The sequence below is a fragment of the Sorangium sp. So ce295 genome (assembly GCF_051527405.1).
Lineage (GTDB): Bacteria > Myxococcota_A > Polyangia > Polyangiales > Polyangiaceae > Sorangium > Sorangium cellulosum_B.
This window is the reverse complement of sequence record NZ_CP150324.1, coordinates 12,524,698-12,545,823: the sequence shown is the minus strand read 5'-3', so window position 1 is coordinate 12,545,823 and position 21,126 is coordinate 12,524,698. Positions and strand designations below refer to the sequence as shown.

The following is a 21,126-nucleotide window of genomic DNA, read 5'->3' as shown; positions in this document are numbered from 1 at the left end:
CTCAGCAGAGACGAGCCGGGCGACCCCGAAAGCCGCCTCGAGAGCGAGCCCGCTTCCCTTTGCCGCCGAGGTGTGGGATGCGCCTGCCATGAGCGTCACGTACCGGGAAGCCGGGGTCGATATCGATGCAGGGGACGCGCTCGTCGAGCGCATCAAGCGGCTCGCGAAGCCGACGCGCATCCCCGAGGTGCTCGCCGACGTGGGCGGCTTCGCCGGGCTGTGCGCGCTGCCGGGCGGGCTGTCCGAGCCGGTGCTGGTCAGCGGCACGGACGGGGTCGGCACCAAGCTGAAGGTGGCGTTCGCGACGGGCGTCCACGACACGGTGGGCATCGATCTCGTCGCGATGTGCGTGAACGACGTGCTGACCGTCGGCGCGCGGCCCCTCTTCTTCCTCGACTACTTCGCGACGGGCAGGCTCGACGTCGACGTGGGCGAGGCCGTCGTCCGCGGCATCGCCGAGGGCTGCAAGCAGGCCGGCTGCGCGCTGATCGGCGGCGAGACGGCCGAGCTGCCGGGCATGTACGCGGACGGCGAGTACGACCTCGCCGGGTTCGCCGTGGGCGTCGTCGAGCGGTCGCGCATCCTCGACGGCAAGCGGATCGCGGCCGGCGATGCGGTCATCGGCGTGGCGTCGAGCGGGCTGCACTCGAACGGCTTCTCGCTCGCGCGGCGCGTGCTCGAGAAGGAGATGGGGCTCACGATGAGCGACCGCGTGGCCGACCTCGGCGGCACCGTGGGGGAGGCGCTGCTGACGCCGACCCGGATCTACGCCCGCGCGATCACGGCGCTCCTCGGGGCCTGCGGCGATGCGGTCCGGGGGCTGTCGCACATCACGGGCGGCGGCCTGCCGGGGAACCTGCCGCGCGTGCTGCCGGACGGGCTGGGCGCGCGGCTCGACCTCCGCTCCTACCAGCGGCCGGCGGTGTTCCAGGTGCTCCAGCGCGGCGGCCCCGTGGAGGAGGCCGAGATGCGGCGCACGTTCAACCTCGGCGTCGGGCTGATCGCGGTCGTGGAGAAGGGCGCCGCGGACCGGGCCATCGAGGCGTTCGCCAAGAGCGGCGAGCAGGCCTGGGTGCTCGGCGAGGTGGTGTCGGTCGGCGACGTGCCGTTCGAGGAGCGCGTGCTGTTCGGATGAGCGGGCCGGCGACGGCGAGGGCGATGCGCGGCGCGCGGGCCGGGATGCGCCGAGCGGCGGCGCGGGCCGCGCGGCGCGAGCTCAGCCGCCTTCGAGCCGCGATCGCAGGTTCTTGATCGCGTCGTCGATCGCCCGGCTCTTCTTGTAACAGGGCCTCACCGTGGTCTCGAGCACGACGAGGGTGCGCTCGTCGCCCTCGGAGACGGCGCGCTCGAGGAACGGGAGCTTCTCGCCGCACGTGGCGTCGCGCAGCTCGAAGGAGATCCGGACCGCGGGGGTCCCGCGGGCCGCGATCTCCGGATCGCGGAGCAGCTTCGCGGCCCGGGTGGCCGGCGTGGAGCGGCCGCGGGTCTCGACGATCTCGTAGAGCACGTCGATGCCCGCCGTCCCGAAGCGGCTCGAGAGCGCCGCGAAGACCTTGTCGGCGTGCTCCTCGCCCGTCTTCGCGATGGCGATGGCGACGTTGCGCGCCGCGATCGCGAGCGCGCGCTCGCGGAGCGCCGCCGGATCGCGCTCCGCGAGCTGCTGGATCGCGTCGGCGGCCTTCACCCACCGGCGCGCCCTGACAGCGTCGGTGAGCGCCTTCCGGGCCGCTTCATCGGGCGGGGGTTCGGCCGGCGCGTCGGACGCCGCCGGCGCAGGGGCCTCGGGCGCCGGCGCCGTGGGCGCGGGTGCCTCGGGGACGGCGGCGGAGTCGGCCGGGGCCGGCTCGCTCGTGGCGAGCGCGCTCGCGGGGGGCCTCGCGGAGCCGAGCTGGGGCTCCGGCTCGGGCGGGGCGCGCCCACCGCCGGCGAGCGCCGCGATCACCGCCGCCGCGAGGAGGCCGCCGCCCAGGTACGGGGCCAGCCGGCCCACGCGGCCGCCGAGGCCTTCGGGGCCCAGCCGCGACGCGCGAGCCTCCCGCGCTTCGCGCTTTCGCCTGGCCTTCTCCTCGCGCTCGCGCGCGGCGCGCTCTTCCTCCTCCGCGAGCTTCCGCTTGGCCTCTTCCTCGCGCTCGCGGGCGACGCGCTCTGCCTCGGCGGCCTCCAGCTCCCGCAGCAGCGTCGGGGCGAAGGCTGGCCGCGAGCCGCTCATCCGCTCGGACGTCGGCTCCGAGACGGGCGCCTCATCCTCTGCGGGCGGCTCGTCCGGCGGCGGGGACGCGGACGCCACGGGAGCCGGCTCGGTCTGCGGCGGCTGCGCCTTCACGGAGGGCGCGGGCGACGGCGATGACGCTGGCTCCGCGCCGGCCCCGGACGGCGGCTTCGACGACGGCGGCTTCGACGACGGCGGCTTGGCGACGGATGCCGGCTCCACAGCGGACGCGGACAGCGGCTCCGATGGGGCACTCTCCGCCGCAGACGAGGACGGCGGCTTCGATGGCGAGCTCTCCGCCGCAGACGAGGACGGCGGCTTCGACGACGCCGGCTTCGCGACGGACGCCGGCTCCGCAGCGGACGCGGGCGGCGCCTTCGATGACGCACGCTCCGCCGCGGGCGACGACGGCGGCTTCGATGGCGCCTGCTCCGCTTCAGGCGACGACGGCGACCTCGACGACGCCCTCTCCGCCGCAGGCGACGACGGCGGCTTCGACGACGCACGCTCCGCCGACGGCGGCTTCGATGGCGAACTCTCCGCCGCAGCCGACGACGGCGGCTTCGATGACGCACGCTCCGCCGCAGGAGACGACGGCGGCTTCGATGGCGAACTGTCTGTCGCAGCCGACGACGGCGGCTTCGATGGCGAACTGTCCGCCGCAGCCGACGACGGCGGCTTCGACGACGCACGCTCCGCTGACGGCGGCTTCGATGACGCACGCTCCGCCGCAGCCGACGACGGCGGCTTCGATGACGCACGCTCCGCTGACGGCGGCTTCGATGGCGAACTGTCCGCCGCAGCCGACGACGGCGGCTTCGATGGCGAACTCTCCGCCGCAGGCGACGACGGTGGCTTCGATGGCGCCTGCTCCGCTTCAGGCGACGATCGCTCCTCCACGCCCGACGGCGGCGGCTTCTTCGCCGAGGGCTCTACCGGACGACGCTCCGCCTGACCCGGCGACGACAAGAGATCATCCAGCGACAGCCGTAGGGAGCTGAGTCCCGTTGCCGCCGTCGCCACAGGCGCTTCGACGGACCGCGCGGCCTCCCCAGGCGATGGAGCCGTCGAGGCCGGCAGCGCCGGCTCCTCCGGTGTCACCGGCTCCTGCGACGGCGCCGCCGCATCGAGCAGCTGCCACGAGTCGCGCGGCGGCTGCGGGTCATCGGCCTCGGAAGAAGCGCCACCGCCGGCTGCTTCGCGAGCGAAAGCCGCCTGGGCGATGAGCGCCGCGCCGCCTACCGTCGTCGGGCGCGCGTCCTCCGGCACGCTCGAGTCGTCGGCCGCGGCGGCAGCGTCGGCCCTGGCGGCCTCCTGCGCGAAGGCGACCTGCGCCATGAACGCCGCGCCGCCTACCGTCGTCGGGCGCGAGTCGCGCGTCAGCTCGGCGACGAGGGTCGGCGTGTTGCGCACCGGCGTCGGCCGGGAGTGGCTGAGGGCGTCCTCGTCGTCTTCGTCGCCCTCCGCCGGCTCCACGGCGGCCGTCCCCGCCAGCTCCATGCTGTCCGCGCGGCCCTCCCCCGGCTCGCTCGACGCGCGCGCGCGCTCTGCCTCCGGCGCGCCCGCGCCGCTCCCGGCCGGCGCCAGCGCGTCCGCGACGTCCTCCAGCGAGACCAGACACGAATCGCCGAGGAGGATCGCCGACGAGCCGCCGGCGCTCGCGTCGCGCGCGCCCGACGGCGCGCTGGGCACGGGCGGCCGGTTGCTCGGCACGCGCGCCGCGTCCGCGATCGCGGGCACCGACGTCATCTCCGCCCTCGATGACATCTCCCCCCTCGACGCCATCTCCGCCCGCGGCTCGTGCACCGCGATCCCCGACGCGGCGCACGCGTCGTCGAGCGCCGCGATCAGCTCCTCCGCGGTGCCGAAGCGGGCGCGCGGATTCTTCTCGAGGAGGAGCCGCACGACCGCCTCGAGGGCAGGCGGGACCACGACGCCGGGCGAGTGCGCGGCGATCGCCGGCACGGGCGCGCTCCGCTGCTGGTTGAAGAGCTCGACCGGATCCTTGGCGAGGAACGGGTGCTTGCCGGCCAGCATCTCGTAGAGGATCAGGCCCAGGGCGTAGAGATCCGCGCGCTCGTCGACGAAGTCCATCCCGAGCGCCGACTCCGGGGCGAGGTAGGCGATGGTCCCGAAGATCACGCCGGCCGTTGTGAGCCGGACCGGGAGCGAGTCCGCCCCCGCCCGCGCGGACTCCGGCGACGCGACGGAGCGGCGCAGCTGATCGACGCTCACCTTCGCGAGGCCGAAATCGATGAGCTTCACGAGGTCGCCCTGCGGCTCGACGACCATCGCGTTGCGCGGCTTCACGTCGCGGTGGACGATGCCCATCGCGTGGGTCGCGTCGAGCGCGGCCGCGAGCTGCCTGGCGATCAGGGCGGCGCGCGCGGCGGGCACCGGCCCCCGCCGGATGATCTCGTGGAGCGTCGTGCCGCGCACGTACTCGAGGACCAGGAAGAACGAGCCGTCCTCCGCCTCGCCGAAATCGGTCGCGGTCGCGACGTTCCGGTGCTGGATGTGGGCGCCGGCGATGGCCTCGCGCTCGAAGCGCTGCACGAGCTCGGGGAGCCGCTCGGTGTCGGGGTGCAGGATCTTGATCGCGACGCGCTTGTGCATGTGCACGTGCTCGCCGCGGTAGACCGCGCCCATGCCGCCCATCGCGATGACCTCGTCGATGCGGTAGCGCTTCGAGATCACCCGCCCGAGGTAGGACCTCGCCCGGTGCTTCGCGGCCTCGTCGGCGGTAAGGGTCGGCTCAGGCGGGCGTTCCGACATCGTGGCGCCGCCACCCTACCCCGAGCGGCGCGGCATTGGTAGGTGGCCGGCCAGAGGGGCCCGGCCACGGCGAGGCGCGAGCGTGCGCAGCCGCAAATGACAGCGCGAGCGGCCCGGAGGTCGCTTCGCAGCCCTCGATGCGCCCCCCGGGGAGCCGGGCGGCCGCTTTCGCCCCGGATCTCTCCCGCGCCCGCCCCCGCCGTAGTATCTGCCCCCCATGCCCCCCCTCGATCTCGGCGTCCTCATCTCCGGCCGCGGCACGAACCTCCAGGCGATCCTCGACGCCATCGCCGCCGGCCGCCTCGACGCCCGCGTGCGGCTCGTCGTGTCCAACCGGCCCGACGTGGAGGGCCTCGCGCGCGCCGAGCGCGCCGGGGTCCCCACGCGCGTCCTCGCGCACCGGGATTTCGCCGATCGCGACAGCTTCGACACCGCCGCCGTCGCCGCCCTCCGCGAGGCGGGCGTGACCTGGGTCGTCCTCGCGGGCTTCATGCGCCTGCTCACGACGACCTTCCTCGACGCCTTCCCGCACCGGGTCGTGAACATCCACCCGTCGCTCCTGCCCTCCTTCCCCGGCGTCGACGCCCAGCAGCAGGCGCTCGATCACGGCGTGCGCGTCACCGGCTGCACCGTCCACCTCGTGGACGCCGGCACCGACACCGGGCCCATCCTCGCGCAGGCCGCCGTCCCCGTGCTCGACGGGGACGACCGCGACGCGCTCGCCGCGCGCATCCTCGTCCAGGAGCACGCCCTGCTCGTCGGCGCGCTCTCGTGGATCGCCGAGGGGCGCCTCCAGATCGCGCCGCCTGACGTGCCGGGCGGGCGCGCGCGCGCGACGCTCGCCGGCGTCGAGACCGCGCTCGGGCTCGCCCAGGGCGGCCCTGCGCGTGGAAACGTGGGGGAAGTCAGGGAAGTCGGAGGAGTCGGGGAAGGGGCGTGATCCACAAGCACTACGACGTCATCGTCCTCGGCCGGTCCATCGGCGCGCTCACGGCCGCGGCGCTCCTCGCGCGCCGCGACTTCACCGTGATGGTCGTCGGGCACGGCGAGCGCCCGCCCACCTACCGCCTCGACCAGCACGTCCTCCGCCGGCGCGCCTTCACGATGCTCGCCGAGCCCTCGCCCGCGTGGCGCCGCTTCCTCGTCGAGCTCGCCCAGTCGCAGACCTGGAAGCGCCGCATCGTCCCGGCCATGCCCATGCTGCAGGCCGTCGCGCCGCGCCGGCGCCTCGACGTGCCGCCCGACATGGTCCTCTTCGGCCGCGAGATCGACCGCGAGTTCCCCGAGCTCCGGCGGGTCGTCGACGAGCTCTACGCCGAGCTCGCCCACGTCAACGGCGCCGCCGACGACGCCTTCTCGCACGACGCCCTCTGGCCGCCGGGCACCTTCTGGGAGCGGCGCGAGACCGCGCGCTACGCCGGCATGCTCCCGTACGCGCGCGCCGAGCCCGACGCCGACCTGCTCGTCGAGTTCCCGCGCGGCCACCTGTTCCGCTCGATCGTCACGCAGTCCGTCCTCTTCGCCACGGACCTCTCGGCGCTCCCGCCCCCCTTCGCGGTCGCGCGCCTGCACGGGGCGTGGACGCGCGGGCTGATGATGCTCCCGCGCGGCGAGGAGGAGCTCGAGGAGTTCCTCGTGGAGCGCATCCTCGCCCACGGCGGCCGCTGCCTGCTCGACGAGCGCGCGGCGTCGGTCCACGTCCGCCGCGGCACCGCCGCGGGGGTCGTGCTCGACGGCGACGATCACCCGAACGGCAGCAGCTTCGTCATCACCGACATGGACGGCGAGACGCTCGCGAGCCTCTCGGGCGGCGAGGGCATCCACAAGCGCGCGCTGCGCGAGTGGCCGCGGATCACCTCGTCGATCGGCCGCTTCGTCGTGTCGCTCATCGTGCGCCGCGAGGGTTTGCCCGAGCCGCTCGGCCCCGAGGCGCTGCTGTTCCCCTTCCCGTCCGCGTCGGCTGGCCGCTCGCCCGCGCCGCCGCGCGTGTCGAGCGACGGCGCCTCCGGGGGCCGTCCGAGCTCGCCGCGGCAGACGCGGCCGACCGGACCTGGGCGCCCCGTGGTCCACCTCCAGCGCTGCGATCTGCCGGCTCCGTCGACCGACACGCTGCTCGTGGCGGAGATCCTGCTCCCCGACCGGGGCCCGCTGTCGCTGCTCGAGGCGCGCCAGGCGGTGCTCGACGCGCTCACGGCCGAGCTCCCCTTCCTCGAGCGCCACCTCGTGCTCGTCGACTCGGTGCACGACGGGCTGCCCGTGTGGCTCTACGACGGCCAGCGCCGCCGCCTCATCGAGCGCGCCGCGCTGAAGGGCGCGGCCCCGGGCGCCGAGCCGATGGTGCGGCAGCTCGAGGTCGACCCGCCCGGCTACCTCGGGCTCGCGGGCGAGCCGATCCGCGGGCCGATCGAGCGCACCCTGCTCGTCGGCCGGAGCGTGCTGCCCGGCCTCGGCCAGGAGGGCCAGCTGCTCGCCGCCTGGGGAGCCGCCCGGCTCGTGACCCGGACCGACCGGCGGAAGGAGCGGATGCGGCGGGACATGTGGAGCAAGGTGGAGATCGGCTAGCGCGGGGTGGCGGGCCTCGCAGGGCTGCCCGGCCCCCAGAGAGGGTGTTCTCGGCGCGGGGTGGGGCCCCGCCGAACTCGCCTGAAACACGAGCCACCCGGCGTTGCCGGATGGCTCGTGTTTCAGGCTCAAACATCGGCCCATCCCCCACCCCGCGCCGAGAACACCCTCTCTGGGGGCCTACCGTTTTCTGATCTCTCCACTGCGCAGAGGACGAACCGTGCGTCTTGCGAAGCGGGTGAGACGTGACGGCGAGACTCCGTGTCTCAGAGGGATCGGGGGAAGACCTGAAAGAAGCCGTCGCGCTCGACCACGGTGAGGGGCACGTCGAACAGGCGCGACAGGTTGTCGTCGGTCAGCACCGCGCGCTTCGGGCCATCGGCGAAGACGCGGCCATTCCGCAGCAGGACGACCCGCCCGATCTCCGGCGGGATCTCCTGCACATGGTGCGTCACCAGGATCAGCGTCTTGCCTCGCTGCGCAAGGCGCCTGAGCAGGTCGATGAGCTCGAACGCGGCCTTCAGATCGAGGCTCGTCGTCGGCTCGTCGAACACCAGCGCCTCCGGATCGTGCACAAGGGCGCGCCCGAGCAGGCAGCGCCGCTGCTCGCCGGCCGACATCTCCGCGATGGGCTTGTCGCCGAGGTGCGCGACGCCGAGATCGCGGAGCACCTCCTCGGCGCGCCGGCGCTGCGCGGCCGTCGCCGGCTCGTGCTCGTGCAGCCCGGCGCTCGCGAAGAAGCCGGAGAGCACCACCTCGGAGCCCCGCACACCCCGGGGATAGGCCATCTGCAGCTCGTACGACACGAGCCCAAGCCTGCGCCGCAGTGCGGACACCTCCCACCTTTCGCGACCGAGTATCCGCACATGCGAGCTCTCGCGGTGGACCGGATAGATTTCCCGTGAGAGCAGCCTCAGCAAGGTCGACTTCCCGGCGCCGTTGGGCCCGAGGATCGCGGTGTTCTCGCCCTGCTCGATGCGCAGCGACAGCCCCTCGAAGACGCGCGTGTCGCCGCGGAAGACCTCGGCGTCCTCGATCTCGATGAGCGCGGGCGCGCTCATCGCTCCACTCCACGGTCCTGGTTCATCGGGCGCAGACTACCCGCTTGCCAGCGTCCCGCACCGAGAAATCAGGGCGTTCGCGGTGGATCATCCGTGCCCCGGTTCGGTGATCCACTCCATCGGCCCACTCTCCATCTCTCGCGGACAGGCACCGTCGGAATGTGCCCGTGAACCGGCGTTCTCCTCTCTGGAGAGACGATGGCCCGGCCGTTGCAACGCTCTCCGAACCTTCCTTTCAACAAGCGCCCCGTGCCAAGCCGATGCTGGCACTCGGGAGTGGAAAAATCCGATGCGGCGCGGAGCCGCTCGGTCACTTGGAGATTGACAATGACGAAGATCAAGGGTTCGCTTTTCGGTGCTGGGGCAGCTCTGTGCCTGCTCGCCGCTGTCGGCGGGTGCATCGTTGTCGCGGACGATGGTTCCAGCGCCTCCGAAGAGGACGAGATTTTCGCCGATGAGGCAGCGGCGGCCGCGGCGGCATCGCAGATGCGCTTCGGCGTCGCTCCGCAGTGGAGCCAGAGCTGGTCGCCGCCCCAGTCCGGACCCGCCAACGTCGATGTTGTGGCCGTCGGGGACTGGTTGCAATCGGGCGGCTTCACCAGCACACATAAGAACAAGCTTACGCAGATCGTCAACGCGGGGAAGACCCCCTACTTCTTCGGCTACATCGCCACGGACATGACGAAGAAGGGGCTCGGGTCCGAGAACGACTGCGACGGCAACAGCGGCGCACCGCTGTGCCAGAGGGGCGCGGCGTACGTGCGCGCCAACATCGGCTCGATGGCGAGCGCCTACCAGAAGGCGGCGTCAGGGATCAACGGGGCACTCGGAGGGCGCGAGGCGCTGATCCACATCGAGCCGGACTGGTACCAGTTCTCGCAGACGGCGCAGCAGAACGCGCTCACGGAGACGGAGTCCGACAGCTTCATCAACCAGATCCTCGGCGCCATCAAGGCGGGCTGCCCCTCGTGCAAGGTGGTCATCGACTTCAGCCCGTGGTTCAGCCCGTCGGCCACCAAGTGGGCGTCGTCGGTCGGCGACTTCTACGACGGCTGGGATCGCAGCGTGGTCAAGTACGTCGGCCTCACGGGCAAGCAATTCCCGTTCACCACGGGCAAGATCGACAACTTCACCTACAAGGAGATCACCACCGCGCTCAGCCTGCCGCTCGTCATCGTGGACGCGTACACGTTCGGCGGCGGCCCGATCAACGTCGACTCCACCTGGCTCAACGAGAGCAACGTCGCCAAGGCCGTCGACATGGGCGTCGCGATCGTCATGCTCTCTCAGACGGGCGACGTCGCCGGCTATGACAGCTTCATCGCGCGGGTGAAGGGCAGCAGCAGCTCCAGCTCCAGCTCCAGCAGCTCCACCACCAGCAGCTCCAGCTCCAGCACCTCCGGCAGCGGTGGCGGCGGCGGCGGCACCACCACGTCCTCGTCGAGCAGCAGCAGCAGCAGCACCGGCGGCGGCAGCGGCGGGGGCAACCCCGGGACCGGCGTGCGCGTGGAGGGCGGCAACATCACCATCGGCATCACCCCCAACTCGACGTGGACGGGCGGCTACTGCAACAACGTCAAGCTGACCAAGAACGACAGCGGCGAGACCACATGGAAGCTCTACGTGCCCTCGAACGGCGCGACGCTCCGTGACTTCTGGAACACCAACGCCGTCAAGCAAGGCACCGACTTCGTGTTCACCGGCGTGAGCTGGAACGCCAAGATCAAGCCTGGAACGGCCGTCGAGTTCGGGTACTGCGCGAACGGCAACCGCTGAGCTCCAGTCGATTGGCGCCGCGCCAGCCGAGGAGGCGACACAGCCCCAGGCGGCGCGGCGCGCCGGCCCGCAGGATCGGCCGAACGACACGGGAAGCGCCCCTCTCGGGGCTCCCCGCGCGGGCGAGCGCGCCCGGTCGCGCTCGCCCGCGGGCCGCGCCCTCTGGTACCGTGGGCGCCCCGTGCCCTCCGCCCCGCAGCGCTCCCCCTTCGCCGGCAATGGCCCGGTCGACCCCCTCCACGCCGCCGCGCTCCCTCCTCGCCGGGCGCGCCCTCCGGTCCGGGGCGCCGCATGGCGCTGAGGCTCCGGGTCACCTGGCGCAATGCGGGCAGCCCGCTTCTGCCCGACGCGCTCGCCGACGTGCAGGCGACGGCCGACGACGCGCCGCTGCCGCTCGCCGGATCGAGCCCTGGGCGGCGCGAGTTCGTGATCCCCGCCGGGGCGTCGCGCGTCGCGCTCAGCGCACGCTTCTCGGCGGCGTTCGACGCCTTCGAGGACGTCCCCGCCCTGGAGGAAGAGGTCCTGTCGGTCGACCAGGCGTTCGACGTGGCGAGCGGCGGGACGGCGCTCAGCCCCGCCCCTGACCCGGAGCTCGGGCAGGCCCACCCGCTCGTCGACGTGCAATCGGCGCCCGGCCTCGCGCTCGCCCAGATCAGGACGGATTTCGTCGATATCACCCCGTTCTGGATGGCCTACGCCGGGTATGCGGACGAGTACCGGCGCGAGCACCGGCCCGGGACCGAGCTCGTGGCCCTCGGCGCCACCGCGGGGGATCCGAAGATCTGGTTCGCGAGCATCCCGGAGGCCTGCAAGGCGCCGCCGGACGACGGGATCTCGGCCCTCGTGTTCTACCGGCCGGAAGGGTACCCGTATACCCGGGTCGACCAGCGCCACGAGATGTTCGGGCTGAATCGATACCTGCTCGCGCCCGACCCGTCTCCCGGCGCGTCGTTCTGGGCGCGCGACGTGTTCGAGCGCGATCCGCGCGACCAGTCGCGCTGGGTCTATGTCCGCTGCGGCTTCGAGGAGGCGCTCGCCGCGAGCGGCAGGGCGGTGGTCATGCTGCACCCGTGGCCGAGCGGGGCGAGCTTCGGCGCCGCCACGACCGCGAGCCTGCCGGGCCTCGCCGAGGCGGCGCTCCGCTTCCTCTGCGGCGCGCGGAAGATCGGTACGGGGCAGGGCGGGCCGCGGCTCGGCAAGCTCGGGCTCGCGGGCTTCAGCGCCGGCGGACTGGCCCTGTGGCAGGCGCTCGCGGCCAACAAGGACCGCGTGAGCGAGGTGTTCGCGTTCGACGCCCGCGGCATCGCCAAGAATGAGGCCTTGCTCGTGCGCTGGCTCGGCGGCGACACCTCGCGCCGCCTGCGGATGACCGGCGGCCACCAGCTCGACGCGAACGCGGCGCTCCAGCAGAGGCTCCCCGGCCCCTCTAGGGAAGCGCGCCTGACCAGCCTGCCGCCCGACAGGAGCGGCTATCTCCCCGGGGCGAACCCGCGCTGGGATCACGTGTGCTCCTCGCTCGAGGCGAGCGAGAAGGATACCTATCTGAACGCCGGCTGGGTATGGCACCAGTTCGCGATGTTCGGGGGCTTCCCGGAGGCTGGAGAGCAAGCCGCCGTCACGTTCCTCCAGCGCTTTCTGGAGCAGTCGGAGCTCTGAGCCGCACCGAGGCCGAGATCCGGCCGGCCGACGACCGGGCATGTCAGATTCAAACGCCAGGGCGCCACAAGACGCCAAAAGACGCCAAAAAAGAGACGGGATTGTTCGTGACAAGATAGCCAGGGTCGTCGACATGGCGTTCCGAGAGCCACGCGTCCCCCTTTCTCTCATCTGTTGGCGTCTTTTGGCGTCCCTTGGCGTCTTTTGGCGTCCAACTCTCTCTCACCACGCGATGAGCCGCGCCAGCACCCGCATGTCCTCGTCGTCGCCCATCCTCGCGAGCGCGGCGCGCGCCCTCGCGAGCGCGGGCTCGACGTAGCGCAGGTACGTAGGATCCACGCCGATGCGGTCGAGAAAGACGAAGCGGCCGGCGTCCTTCAGCTTGCGCTGGACCGTGAGCACCTCGAACTCCCGGCCAAGCGCGTCGCGCGCCGGCCTGTCGAGCGAGGCGGCGGCGGCATAGTCGTCCAGCCGGGCCTCGACGAAGGAGCGATCCAGATCCTGTGCGCTGTCATTCAGGAGCGTCGCGAGATCGTAGGCGCGCGGGCCGAGGAGGGCGTCCTGGAAGTCGAGCCAGGCGATCTCGAGGCCCCCGCCCGCCGCGTCCACGACCATGAGGTTCTGGCTCTGGTAATCGCGGTGAACGAAGCCCCGCGGCCACGCGGCGATGCGCCGGGCGAGGCGCTCCGAGACGGCGTCGAGCTCGGCCCGCGCCGCGTCGCCCAGCCTGAGCCCGCGCGCGTCGAGCGCCCACGCGCGGAAATGGTCGAGCTCCCAGCGCAGGAGCGTCTCGTCGAGCGCGCACGAGTCGACGCTCGATCCGCTCGGGAGCGCCGCGAGCGCCCGCTGCGCCCGGGCGATATCGCGCGCGGCCAGCGCGTAGACCTCGGCGCGGCGGGCGGGCGCGCGCTCGACGAAGGCCGAGAGCGTCGCGTCCCCGAGATCCTCCAGGAGGAGCAGGCCGTGCTCGCAGTCCTCGGCGAGCAGCGCCGGCACCCGGACGCCGCGCTCCCGGAGGAGCGCGTGCACCTCGAGAAACGGCCACCGCGGGGGAGCGGCGCCGATCGCGACGCCGTCGGCCCCCGCGCTCGGCGCGAACATCGCGACCGCCGTCCCGGCCGGCGTCACGACGCGCAGATAGCGCCGGCACGACACGCCCCCGCGCAGCGGGACCATCGACGACGGGACATGGCCCGTGGCCCGCTGCACGAGCCGGAGCAGGGCGTCGGTGTCGAGCTCGCGCACACCCTTTCCTACGCCGGCGGAGCGAGCCAGATGCTCAGCAGGCGCCGGCGCAGCCGTCGGCGCTGTTGAACCAGAGACCGCCCGAGTCCTCGCACGCGCTGCGGTCGTACCTGCCGGAGCAGCAGCGCTCCTGGCTCTCGCACACCTTCGCGGCGCCCTCGCCGCTCCGGAAGCAGCACTTCCGGCTCTCGGGCGCCTCGGGCGCGGCAGGATCCTCGGGCGCGGCGGGCTCCCCGGGCGCGGTCGCCTTCTCGATGACCACCGGCACCGCGGGCGCGACGAGCGTCGCCACCGTGTCGCAGCCGAACGAGGCAATCATGACGAGGAGGGCGAGCGCCGATCCCAGCGCACGAGCGTTTCCAGCCGGCTTCATGATCGCCGTGGGTGGCATGGGGGCAGTGCGGCGGCAAGTTCGTGACGAGAGCCGTGCTATAACGCCGCGGAATGGCGAACGGTGCGGAGAAGGGCGCGGCGAAGGGCGCGATGACCCGTGGAACGAACGGCGCGACCGGGCCCGTGAGGGTCACGCCGCTGAACGGAGCCGCCGCCGCCGCCGTCGCGTGGCGCAGCCGGGGCGAGCTCCACATCACCGTGATCGTCAAGGCCACCTTCGCCTTCGCGGCGGACGCGGAGATGCCCAGGGTCGAGCCGCAGCAGGTCGTCCAGGGGGAGGTCCATCACGGCAACAACCCTGGGCGGAGCGTCCGGCTCACGAGCGATCTGGCGCCGCACCTGGAGCGCGCCGACGTGCTCTTTACCGGCCACGCCCACGCGCCGCCGCCCGGCGCGCCCGTGCACGCCTTGCCCGTGCGACTCGCGATCTCCGATGAGGACGGGCCCCTGCTCGACAAGGAGCTCCTGGTGAAGGACAGGGCCGGGTTCCAGCGGATGCCGCTCGTGTACGAGCGGGCGCTCCGCGGCGAGAACGACCAGGAGAACTTCCTCGGCGTGCAGGCGACGGGCGACGCGTCCGAGCCCGAGGCGAACATCGTCGATCCCCTCCAGCCGGCGCGCGCGGCCGGCTTCGGGCCCATCGCGCGCGCCTGGCCCGCGCGCAGGCGGCTGCTCGGGGCCACGCCCCGCAAGGCGCTCGACGCCGCCATCGCCGAGATCCCCGATCCCTTCGAGTGGGCCTATTACCAGGCGGCGCCGCCCGATCAGCGGACGCGTTACCTGCGCGGCGGCGAGTGGATCGAGCTCCACGGGCTCCACCCCACGCTGCCGCGGCTCCGGACGCGGCTGCCCGAGGCGCGCGGCCGAGCGCGCGTCCATGGCCTCTCCGCCTTCGGCGTGAGCGAGGGCCACCCGCTCGAGCTGAACGCAGACATTCTGCGCATCGACGGCGACGAGCAGCGCTGCACCCTCGTCTTCCGGGGCAGCCTGGTCGTCCCCGACGAGGCCGCGCTCGCGGCGGCCACCCTCGTGGCGGGGGTCGAGCTCCCCGGCGAGCCGCTCGAGTGGCCCGAGCCGCCGGCGGAGCAGGGCGCCGCGGCCCAGGATCCCGCGAAGGCAGCCGACGCGGCCGGCCGCGCGCGCGGCGTGGGAGGCGACGGCGACGGCGGCGACCCCCTGGGCGCGACCCAGGCCGCGCCGGCCGCCGGGGCGCGCACGGTGAGCCTCTCGGACGCTGGCGCGGTGGCCGCTGCCCTCGCCTCGGCGGCGGCGACGCCGTTCCGCCCCGGGTCGGCTCCCGGCGACATCGCCGGGCCGGCCGAGGGCGCGCACGGGCCGCGGGTCGACACGGGGACCCTCTCGATCTCCTCGGTGGAAGAAGGGCCGAAGGGGTCTCCCGCCGCGACGCTGGCGCTGCTGCCCGAGGAGGATGCCGGCGCGACGGACCAGCCCGCGCTCCCGTTCCAGCCGGCGCCCCCGGGCGGCGCGCTGCCTCCATCGATGATCAGCCGGGAGCCGGTCACGGCGGAGGAGCGCGCGGGCTCGGGCACGCTCGCGCTCGCGATGGAAGACGACTGGGAGCCGGTCGCCGGCGCGCCCGGCCCCTCCGGCGCCGGCGCGCTCGCGGCCCCCCCTGCGCTCGTGCCAGCCGCCGTGGAAGCGCCAGAAACGGCGGCAGCGCCGCTCCCGGCTCCTGAGCCGGCGGCGCCACCTCCGGAGCCGCTGCTGCCGGAGCCGCCTCCCCCGCCGAGGCCAACGCTGAGCGCCTCGCCTGCGCGCTCCCCCGAGGCGGACGAGCCGCCGCCGGCCCCGCCGCCCCGCAGGCCGCCGCCTCCACCGCCCGAGCGCCCCGCGCTGCCGACCCCTTCCCCCGCCTTGAGGAGGAGCCTTTACGAGCGCTTCGATCGCAAACGGTAGCTCGCCGAGCCCGCATCGACGAGCGTGAGGGGCGCCCGCGGGCGAGGCGCCCCTCAGCAGGAGCCCCTCCCCCACGTCACGAAGGATGGATCGACGATGACGACGCGCAGCCCCTCCGATTCAGATGCCCCTCAGCAGGAGACCCTCTCCCACGTCACGGACGATGATTCGACGAGGACCGCGAGCAGGCTCGCCGATTCAGACGCACCTCAGCAGGAGACCCTCTCCCACGTCACGAACGTTGAACCGACGGAGACGGTGAGCAGGCTCGCCGATTCTGGCGCCCCTCAGCAGGAGACCCTCTCCCACGTCACGAAACTTGAACCGACGAAGACGGTGAGTAGGCTCGCCGATTCTGGCGCCCCTCAGCAGGAGACCCTCTCCCACGTCACGAAACTTGAACCGACGAGGAGTGTGCGCAGGCTCGCCGATTCAGACGCACCTCAGCAGGAGACCCCCTCCCACGTCACGAATGATGAACTGACGAGGACCGCGAGCAGGCTCGCCGATTCAGACGCACCTCGGCAGGAGACCCCCTCCCACGTCACGAAACTTGAACCGACGAGGTCGGTGAGTAGGCTCGCCGATTCAGACGCACCTCGGCAGGAGACCCCCTCCCACGTCACGAAACTTGAACCGACGAGGTCGGTGAGTAGGCTCGCCGATTCAGACGCACCTCGGCAGGAGACCCCCTCCCACGTCACGAAACTTGAACCGACGAGGTCGGTGCGCAGGCTCGCCGATTCAGACGCCCCTCAGCAGGAGACCCCCTCCCCCGTCACGAACGATGGTTCGACGACGACGATGAGCAGGCTCGCCGTTTCAGGCGCCCCTCGGCAGGAGCCCCTCTCCCAGGTCACGAATGAGGGATCGACGAGGACGGTGAGCAGGCTCGCCGTTTCAAGCGCCCCTCGGCAGGAGACCCTCTCCCAGGTCACGAATGAGGGATCGACGGGGACGGCGAGCGGGCTCGCCGATTTGCTGAACATTCGACTCGAGCTCTCCGGCTTCTCATCCGACCTCCTCCAGGTGAGCAGACTCTCGGGGCGCGAAGCGATCTCCCAGCTCTTCACGTTCGACGTCGAGGTGGTCTGTCCGCGCGACGCCGAGGTCGACGGACAGGCCTTCACGGGCGAGAGCGTCGCGATCGTCTTCGAGCAGAACAGGGTCGAGGTGCGGCGCGTCCACGGGATGGTCGCGGAGGTCCACGACATGCTCGCGAACCTGCGCGACCACCGGGCGTACCGCCTGCACATCGTCCCGCGCGCCTACCGGCTGGCGCTGGTCGAGACCACGGAGATCTCGATGAACAAGGCGGTGCCGGACCTCATCAAGCAAAAGCTCGAGCTCGTGGGCCTGAGCGGGAGCGACGTGGTGCTCAGGCTGACGGGCACGTACGCGCCGCGGGAGTTCGTGGTGCAGTACCAGGAGACCGATCTCGCCTTCATCAGCCGCCTGGCCGAGCACGCCGGGATCAGCTTCTTCTTCGATCACCAGGACGGGCAGGACACGATGGTCTTCACCGACGGCGCCGGCTTCGAGCCCGCGGCCGGCGCCGAGTCCGTCCAATTCCGCGAGAACAGCGACACGCGCGACGTCTTCGAGCTCGAGGCGAGATCGCGGCTGGTGCCGAGCGTGTATGTCGCCCGCGACTACAACTACCGGCAACCGATGCTCGATCTGACGTCGGAGCACGTCCTCCCCACGGGGTACGCGGGGGGCGTGATCGAGTACGGCGGCCATTACAAGACGCCGGCGGAGGGGAAGGCGCTGGCGCAGGTCCGGGCCGAGGAGCGGCAGGCGACGCAGCTCGTGTACGCGGGCAGGAGCGCGGTGTGCGGGCTCGGCGCGGGCGCTCGATCGACGGTGGAAGGGCACCCGATTCTGGAGTCGCTCGATCTGCTCTTCGTCGAGGTGGAGCACCGCGCGACGCTGCTGACCGGCAGCGACGAGCCGCGGCGCTACGTGAACACCTTCCGCGCGATCCCGGGCAAGAACACGTACCGGCCGCCGCGCGTCACGAAGGCGCCCCGGATCAGCGGCGTCGTCACGGGGATCGTCGACGCCGGGCCGGGGGGCGGGGGCAACGACGCGCAGATCGACGATCAGGGCAGGTACATGGTCCGGTTCCTGTTCGATACGGGGGCGGCCGGCGGCGTGTCGTCCAGGCCGGTGCGCATGCTCCAGAACCACGCTGGAGCGAACTACGGCACGCATTTCCCGCTCAAGCCGGGGACCGAGGTGCTCATCGCCTTCGTGAACGGCGACCCGGATCGGCCGGTCATCGTGGGCGCCGCGCCCAACCCGCTGACGCCCTCTCCGGTCAACAGCGCGAACCGGTCGACTCACCGGATCAAGACGCAGGGAGGCATCGTCTTCGATCTCGTGGACGAGTGAGCCGCCTCGACGACGCCGCTCAGGGAGCTGGCTTCTTGCCGGGCGCGGGGCTCGCGGCGGAGGAGGCGCCCTGGGCGCCTGTCATGGCCCGGATGGCGTAGTTGAGGGCGGCGCGCAGGTTGCGCTGCGTGTTGAGCTGGGTGAGGTCGAGGCCGAGCGCGACCATGGTCTGGGCGACGGTCGGCTTGATGCCGGCGACGATGCCGTCCGCGCCGAGGAGGCGGATGGCGGTGATGAGCTGGATGAGGTGGCTGGCGACCCTGGTGTCGACGACCTCGACGCCGGTGAGGTCGAGGATGGCGAAGCGCGCCCGCTTCTCGACGATCTGCGCGAGCAGGCTGTCCATGACCTCGGCCGTGCGGACGCTGTCGACCGTGCCGACCATCGGGAGCGTGAGCACGCCGTCCCAGACCTCGATGATCGGCGTCGAGAGATCGCGGATCACCTTCTGCTGCGCCGCGATCTGGTCGATCTGGACGCGCAGCTCGTTCTCGACGATCCGGGAGTCCGACACGTCGAGCGAGACCCCGAGCACGCCGTCGATGGGGCCGCCGGGCTCGCTGGGGAGCGGGACGAGCCAGGTGTCCCAGTCGGCGCCGTGCGCCTCGCTGCGACCCCGGCGTATCTGGCCGTCGTACCATTTCCGCATCTCGGCGGCGGCCTCCGGGGTGGCCCCATAGAGGTCGTACACGCTGCGCCCGACGTGCTGCCCCCGTGTGAACCCGGCCTTCGCGACCGCCTTGCCATCGTGATAGAGGTAGATCCCGTCGCCGTCGAGCGCCCATATCGTCAAGGGATCGACGTGCTCGGCGAGGCCGTCGAGGATGCGCGCCTTGAGCCGGAGCGTGCTCAGCTCCTCCTCGGTCATCGGGGTCGCGGCGGCCAGCGGCGCGGCCGCGGGCGCGGGCGCGGGGCGGAGCGAGCCGAGGACGGCGCTCCGGTCGGACGATCGGCTGGCGCTGCACGACAGCGCCCGGTAGGCGCCGCCGCCGTCGCGCAGGCGCACGCTGAACGAGACGGGCTCGTCCCTCTGAAGGAGCGACGACCAGGCCGCCGAGAGCGCGGCGCGATCGTCCGGGTGCGCGAGATCCGCGAGGCGCGCGCCCCCCTCGACCCCGGGGCCCAGCGCCTCGCGCAGTCCGCCGCTCCCGTGGAGCAGCGCTCCGTCGGCCGAGGCGATGAAGAGCAGATCGGCAGAGCGGGCGAAGAGCTCGCCGAGCAACACGCTGGGGGCAGATTCCATCAGACTCACGACTCCTCAGAGAGCAGAGAAGGATAAGTGTAGCGTGAACAGAGCGGGCTGCGGAAGAGCTCCCTGGCGTCCGTCATGCGATCGAGCCGGGAGAAACGCGCCACGACGTGGGGGCGCTAGCGCTAGCGTGGCGAGCGCTGCGGGGCAAGACGGTGGACCGGCTCGCCGCTGAATGAGCTACGGCGAGGTGGGCGCCGGACGGCGGGGCGCCGCTTGCGTGGACCGGGGCGGGAGAGGTGGTGGGAGGTGCGGTGCAGGGGATTCTGGGAGCGCGTCACGACAGGTTCGTGACCACGAGGCCATGGACTGGGCCGGTCTGGACGAGCGACCGGCATGTCACCAGGACCCTCGGGTTGAGCCAGGCGAGCTCGCGCTTGATGGCTTCGCCGAGCGCTGAGGCGAGCGCAGGCTCGGGCGGGCGATCTTCCTCCAGCCAGAGCACGACGGGAACCTTCTTGGTACAGGCGAGGATCCGTCGCACGAAGCCACGTAGCTCACCGCGATCGAGCGGCAAGCGATCGCAGGCCCAAAGCATGCCTGCCATGGTATCCCGCACCTTGTACGCGACCTCTCGGGCGAGCTCTCCGCTCGAGAGCCGGACCTTGTTCTCAATCCGGTGACCGCGGAAGTCCTTGACCTCGATGAAGTAAGGCTCGTCGAGATACAGACCGAAGAAATCGACCGCCTTGGTCTCTTGGAACCTCTGCAGCCCACCGACATACGCGCCGTGGTCGTCCCATTTCAGGATCTTCCAGTCGCTGTCGAAGGCGAAACGGAGCTTGCCCTCGTCGTGCACGAAGCTCATGCCGCGGAGCCCTCCTCGGGCGCCTCGTCGAAGAGCTTGCGCTCGAAATCGTAGTGGCGCGAGAACTCATCGAGGATCGGGTTGGTCGGCAATTCGGCCAGCGTATCGCCGGCATCGACGAGCGTAGGGCCGTGCGCCTCCTGACGGTGGAACGCGAAGAACCGGATCGGCACGTCGGGATACTTCCTGTACTCGGAGAGGAGCGACAGCTTGTGGGAGAGGAGGTAATCGTGCGTCGTGACGAAGGTCTGCACGCCGCGCCTCCCCAGCTCCAGGAGGATGTCGACGACCAGCGAGACGAGCTGCGGGTTCAGGTTCGCCTCGGGTTCGTCCCAGAAGAGGATGCCGTTCGTCGTCAACGAGCCGTTCGAGACCATGTGGGCGAGGCAAGCGATCTTGCGGAGCCCTTCGGCGACGAGGTGCGCCTCCATGCTGCCGTCCTTGCGCAGGAGATAGAACCGCCCCCCCTGGAGGGAGACCTTGCCGCCGAGCGCCGTCTCGATCGGCTCGATCAGCACCCTCGCCTCCTCGGATCGGGGGCCGCGCAGCGCCGCCTGGCTGAGGGCGACGCAGGCGTCATAGTATGTCTCATCGAACGAGAGCTTGCGCTCCTGGTACGCGGGGATGAACCCCTCGAACATGGCGAGGACCTCCCGCGTCGGCAGGAAGATGGATGGCGCCTCGGTCTTCCAGGTCGCGGTCTTGACCTCGACCTGCTGTTTGCCCTTCGTGTTCAGCACGACCGCGACGTCGCCCGTCGCTCCTCGGATGGTGATGAACCCTTTGCCCTGCCCCTTGCGGCGGTGGACGAGCCTGCCCATGTACGCGTCGTCCGGCCGGAAGACGTTGGCCAGCTTCTCGTGCAGCCGCAGATCCAGGGGGATGACGGAGCCCTCCTGCTCCAGCGTCTTGAGCGGGGCGTAGAGCGCCTTCATGGTGTGGCTCTTCCCCGTCGCGTTGGTGCCGAGGAAGACGTTGATCCCCGGTGAGAAGGCGAGATCGACGTCCTCGAACGCGCTGAACTGCTTCATGTGCAGGTGCTGGACCTTCATGGCTCTCCGCGGCTCCTCGTTGACGG

The 21,126-nt window shown here is 72.1% G+C and carries 15 protein-coding genes; 7 read left to right on the top strand and 8 right to left on the bottom strand.

Annotated elements, in window-relative coordinates; genetic code table 11:
• Positions 1 to 88 precede the first annotated feature (88 nt).
• Positions 89 to 1,135: a phosphoribosylformylglycinamidine cyclo-ligase gene (gene purM / locus WMF11_RS47405; protein WP_437975467.1), complete on the top strand. Its 1,047-nt coding sequence runs from the start codon at positions 89 to 91 to the stop codon at positions 1,133 to 1,135.
• An 81-nt stretch (positions 1,136 to 1,216) separates the two neighbouring features.
• Here purM and WMF11_RS47400 read toward each other — a convergent pair whose 3' ends face one another.
• Positions 1,217 to 4,984 (bottom strand): protein kinase domain-containing protein, encoded by a 3,768-nt coding sequence (locus tag WMF11_RS47400; protein WP_437975466.1) that lies wholly within the window; start codon positions 4,982 to 4,984, stop codon positions 1,217 to 1,219.
• A 217-nt stretch (positions 4,985 to 5,201) separates the two neighbouring features.
• On the opposite strand from WMF11_RS47400, the gene purN reads away from it, so the two are divergent.
• Both purN and WMF11_RS47390 read left to right on the top strand, forming a co-directional pair.
• Positions 5,202 to 5,924, top strand: coding sequence for a phosphoribosylglycinamide formyltransferase (purN, locus tag WMF11_RS47395; RefSeq protein WP_437975465.1), 723 nt, complete (start codon positions 5,202 to 5,204; stop codon positions 5,922 to 5,924).
• On the top strand, positions 5,921 to 7,546 hold the full coding sequence (locus WMF11_RS47390) for an NAD(P)-binding protein (protein WP_437975464.1): 1,626 nt from the start codon (positions 5,921 to 5,923) through the stop codon (positions 7,544 to 7,546). The genes purN and WMF11_RS47390 overlap by 4 nt, the downstream gene beginning before the upstream one ends.
• Positions 7,547 to 7,812: 266 nt before the next feature.
• Here the strand turns inward: WMF11_RS47390 and WMF11_RS47385 are convergent, their stop codons facing one another.
• Positions 7,813 to 8,607 carry an ABC transporter ATP-binding protein gene (locus WMF11_RS47385; RefSeq protein WP_437975463.1) on the bottom strand — a complete coding sequence of 265 codons (795 nt, stop codon included), beginning with the start codon at positions 8,605 to 8,607 and terminating at the stop codon, positions 7,813 to 7,815.
• A 327-nt stretch (positions 8,608 to 8,934) separates the two neighbouring features.
• On the opposite strand from WMF11_RS47385, the gene WMF11_RS47380 reads away from it, so the two are divergent.
• Positions 8,935 to 10,383: a cellulose binding domain-containing protein gene (locus WMF11_RS47380; RefSeq protein ID WP_437975462.1), complete on the top strand. Its 1,449-nt coding sequence runs from the start codon at positions 8,935 to 8,937 to the stop codon at positions 10,381 to 10,383.
• 291 nt (positions 10,384 to 10,674) lie between these two features.
• Positions 10,675 to 12,039, top strand: coding sequence for a hypothetical protein (locus WMF11_RS47375; protein WP_437975461.1), 1,365 nt, complete (start codon positions 10,675 to 10,677; stop codon positions 12,037 to 12,039).
• Positions 12,040 to 12,261: 222 nt separating this feature from the next.
• On the opposite strand, the gene WMF11_RS47370 is transcribed toward WMF11_RS47375, so the two are convergent.
• Positions 12,262 to 13,284 (bottom strand): aminoglycoside phosphotransferase family protein, encoded by a 1,023-nt coding sequence (locus WMF11_RS47370; protein ID WP_437975460.1) that lies wholly within the window; start codon positions 13,282 to 13,284, stop codon positions 12,262 to 12,264.
• Between the two features lie 34 nt (positions 13,285 to 13,318).
• A complete protein-coding gene (locus WMF11_RS47365; protein ID WP_437547384.1) occupies positions 13,319 to 13,657 on the bottom strand; it encodes a hypothetical protein in 339 nt (112 codons plus the stop codon).
• Positions 13,658 to 13,728: 71 nt separating this feature from the next.
• Between WMF11_RS47365 and WMF11_RS47360 the strand changes: the two genes are divergently transcribed.
• On the top strand, positions 13,729 to 15,594 hold the full coding sequence (locus tag WMF11_RS47360) for a DUF2169 family type VI secretion system accessory protein (RefSeq protein WP_437975459.1): 1,866 nt from the start codon (positions 13,729 to 13,731) through the stop codon (positions 15,592 to 15,594).
• A 755-nt stretch (positions 15,595 to 16,349) separates the two neighbouring features.
• Here the strand turns inward: WMF11_RS47360 and WMF11_RS47355 are convergent.
• The gene (locus WMF11_RS47355; protein ID WP_437975458.1) at positions 16,350 to 16,583 is read right to left on the bottom strand and encodes a hypothetical protein; all 234 of its coding nucleotides are present in this window, start codon (positions 16,581 to 16,583) and stop codon (positions 16,350 to 16,352) included.
• Between WMF11_RS47355 and WMF11_RS47350 the strand changes: the two genes are divergently transcribed.
• On the top strand, positions 16,573 to 17,991 hold the full coding sequence (locus WMF11_RS47350; RefSeq protein WP_437975457.1) for a type VI secretion system Vgr family protein: 1,419 nt from the start codon (positions 16,573 to 16,575) through the stop codon (positions 17,989 to 17,991). The genes WMF11_RS47355 and WMF11_RS47350 overlap by 11 nt on opposite strands.
• A 19-nt stretch (positions 17,992 to 18,010) precedes the next feature.
• Here the strand turns inward: WMF11_RS47350 and WMF11_RS47345 are convergent, their stop codons facing one another.
• The 3 genes from WMF11_RS47345 to WMF11_RS47335 form a co-directional block, all read right to left on the bottom strand.
• On the bottom strand, positions 18,011 to 19,234 hold the full coding sequence (locus WMF11_RS47345; RefSeq protein WP_437975456.1) for an STAS domain-containing protein: 1,224 nt from the start codon (positions 19,232 to 19,234) through the stop codon (positions 18,011 to 18,013).
• 283 nt (positions 19,235 to 19,517) lie between these two features.
• Complete coding sequence (locus tag WMF11_RS47340) at positions 19,518 to 20,048, bottom strand: hypothetical protein (protein WP_437975455.1); 531 nt, start codon at positions 20,046 to 20,048, stop codon at positions 19,518 to 19,520.
• Entirely contained in the window at positions 20,045 to 21,100 is a 1,056-nt protein-coding gene (locus WMF11_RS47335; protein WP_437975454.1) for an AAA family ATPase, read from the bottom strand. Before WMF11_RS47335 ends, WMF11_RS47340 begins: the two co-directional genes overlap by 4 nt.
• Between the last annotated feature and the right edge of the window lie 26 nt (positions 21,101 to 21,126).

Excerpts from the sequence above, each read along its gene's own strand:
- purM (WP_437975467.1), top strand. The coding sequence starts at position 89 with ATGAGCGTCACGTACCGGGAAGCCGGGGTCGATATCGATGCAGGGGAC.
- WMF11_RS47400 (WP_437975466.1), bottom strand. The coding sequence starts at position 4,984 with ATGTCGGAACGCCCGCCTGAGCCGACCCTTACCGCCGACGAGGCCGCG.
- purN (WP_437975465.1), top strand. The coding sequence starts at position 5,202 with ATGCCCCCCCTCGATCTCGGCGTCCTCATCTCCGGCCGCGGCACGAAC.
- WMF11_RS47385 (WP_437975463.1), bottom strand. The coding sequence starts at position 8,607 with ATGAGCGCGCCCGCGCTCATCGAGATCGAGGACGCCGAGGTCTTCCGC.
- WMF11_RS47380 (WP_437975462.1), top strand. The coding sequence starts at position 8,935 with ATGACGAAGATCAAGGGTTCGCTTTTCGGTGCTGGGGCAGCTCTGTGC.
- WMF11_RS47375 (WP_437975461.1), top strand. The coding sequence starts at position 10,675 with ATGGCGCTGAGGCTCCGGGTCACCTGGCGCAATGCGGGCAGCCCGCTT.
- WMF11_RS47365 (WP_437547384.1), bottom strand. The coding sequence starts at position 13,657 with ATGAAGCCGGCTGGAAACGCTCGTGCGCTGGGATCGGCGCTCGCCCTC.
- WMF11_RS47360 (WP_437975459.1), top strand. The coding sequence starts at position 13,729 with ATGGCGAACGGTGCGGAGAAGGGCGCGGCGAAGGGCGCGATGACCCGT.
- WMF11_RS47355 (WP_437975458.1), bottom strand. The coding sequence starts at position 16,583 with ATGTTCAGCAAATCGGCGAGCCCGCTCGCCGTCCCCGTCGATCCCTCA.
- WMF11_RS47345 (WP_437975456.1), bottom strand. The coding sequence starts at position 19,234 with ATGGAATCTGCCCCCAGCGTGTTGCTCGGCGAGCTCTTCGCCCGCTCT.
- WMF11_RS47340 (WP_437975455.1), bottom strand. The coding sequence starts at position 20,048 with ATGAGCTTCGTGCACGACGAGGGCAAGCTCCGTTTCGCCTTCGACAGC.
- WMF11_RS47335 (WP_437975454.1), bottom strand. The coding sequence starts at position 21,100 with ATGAAGGTCCAGCACCTGCACATGAAGCAGTTCAGCGCGTTCGAGGAC.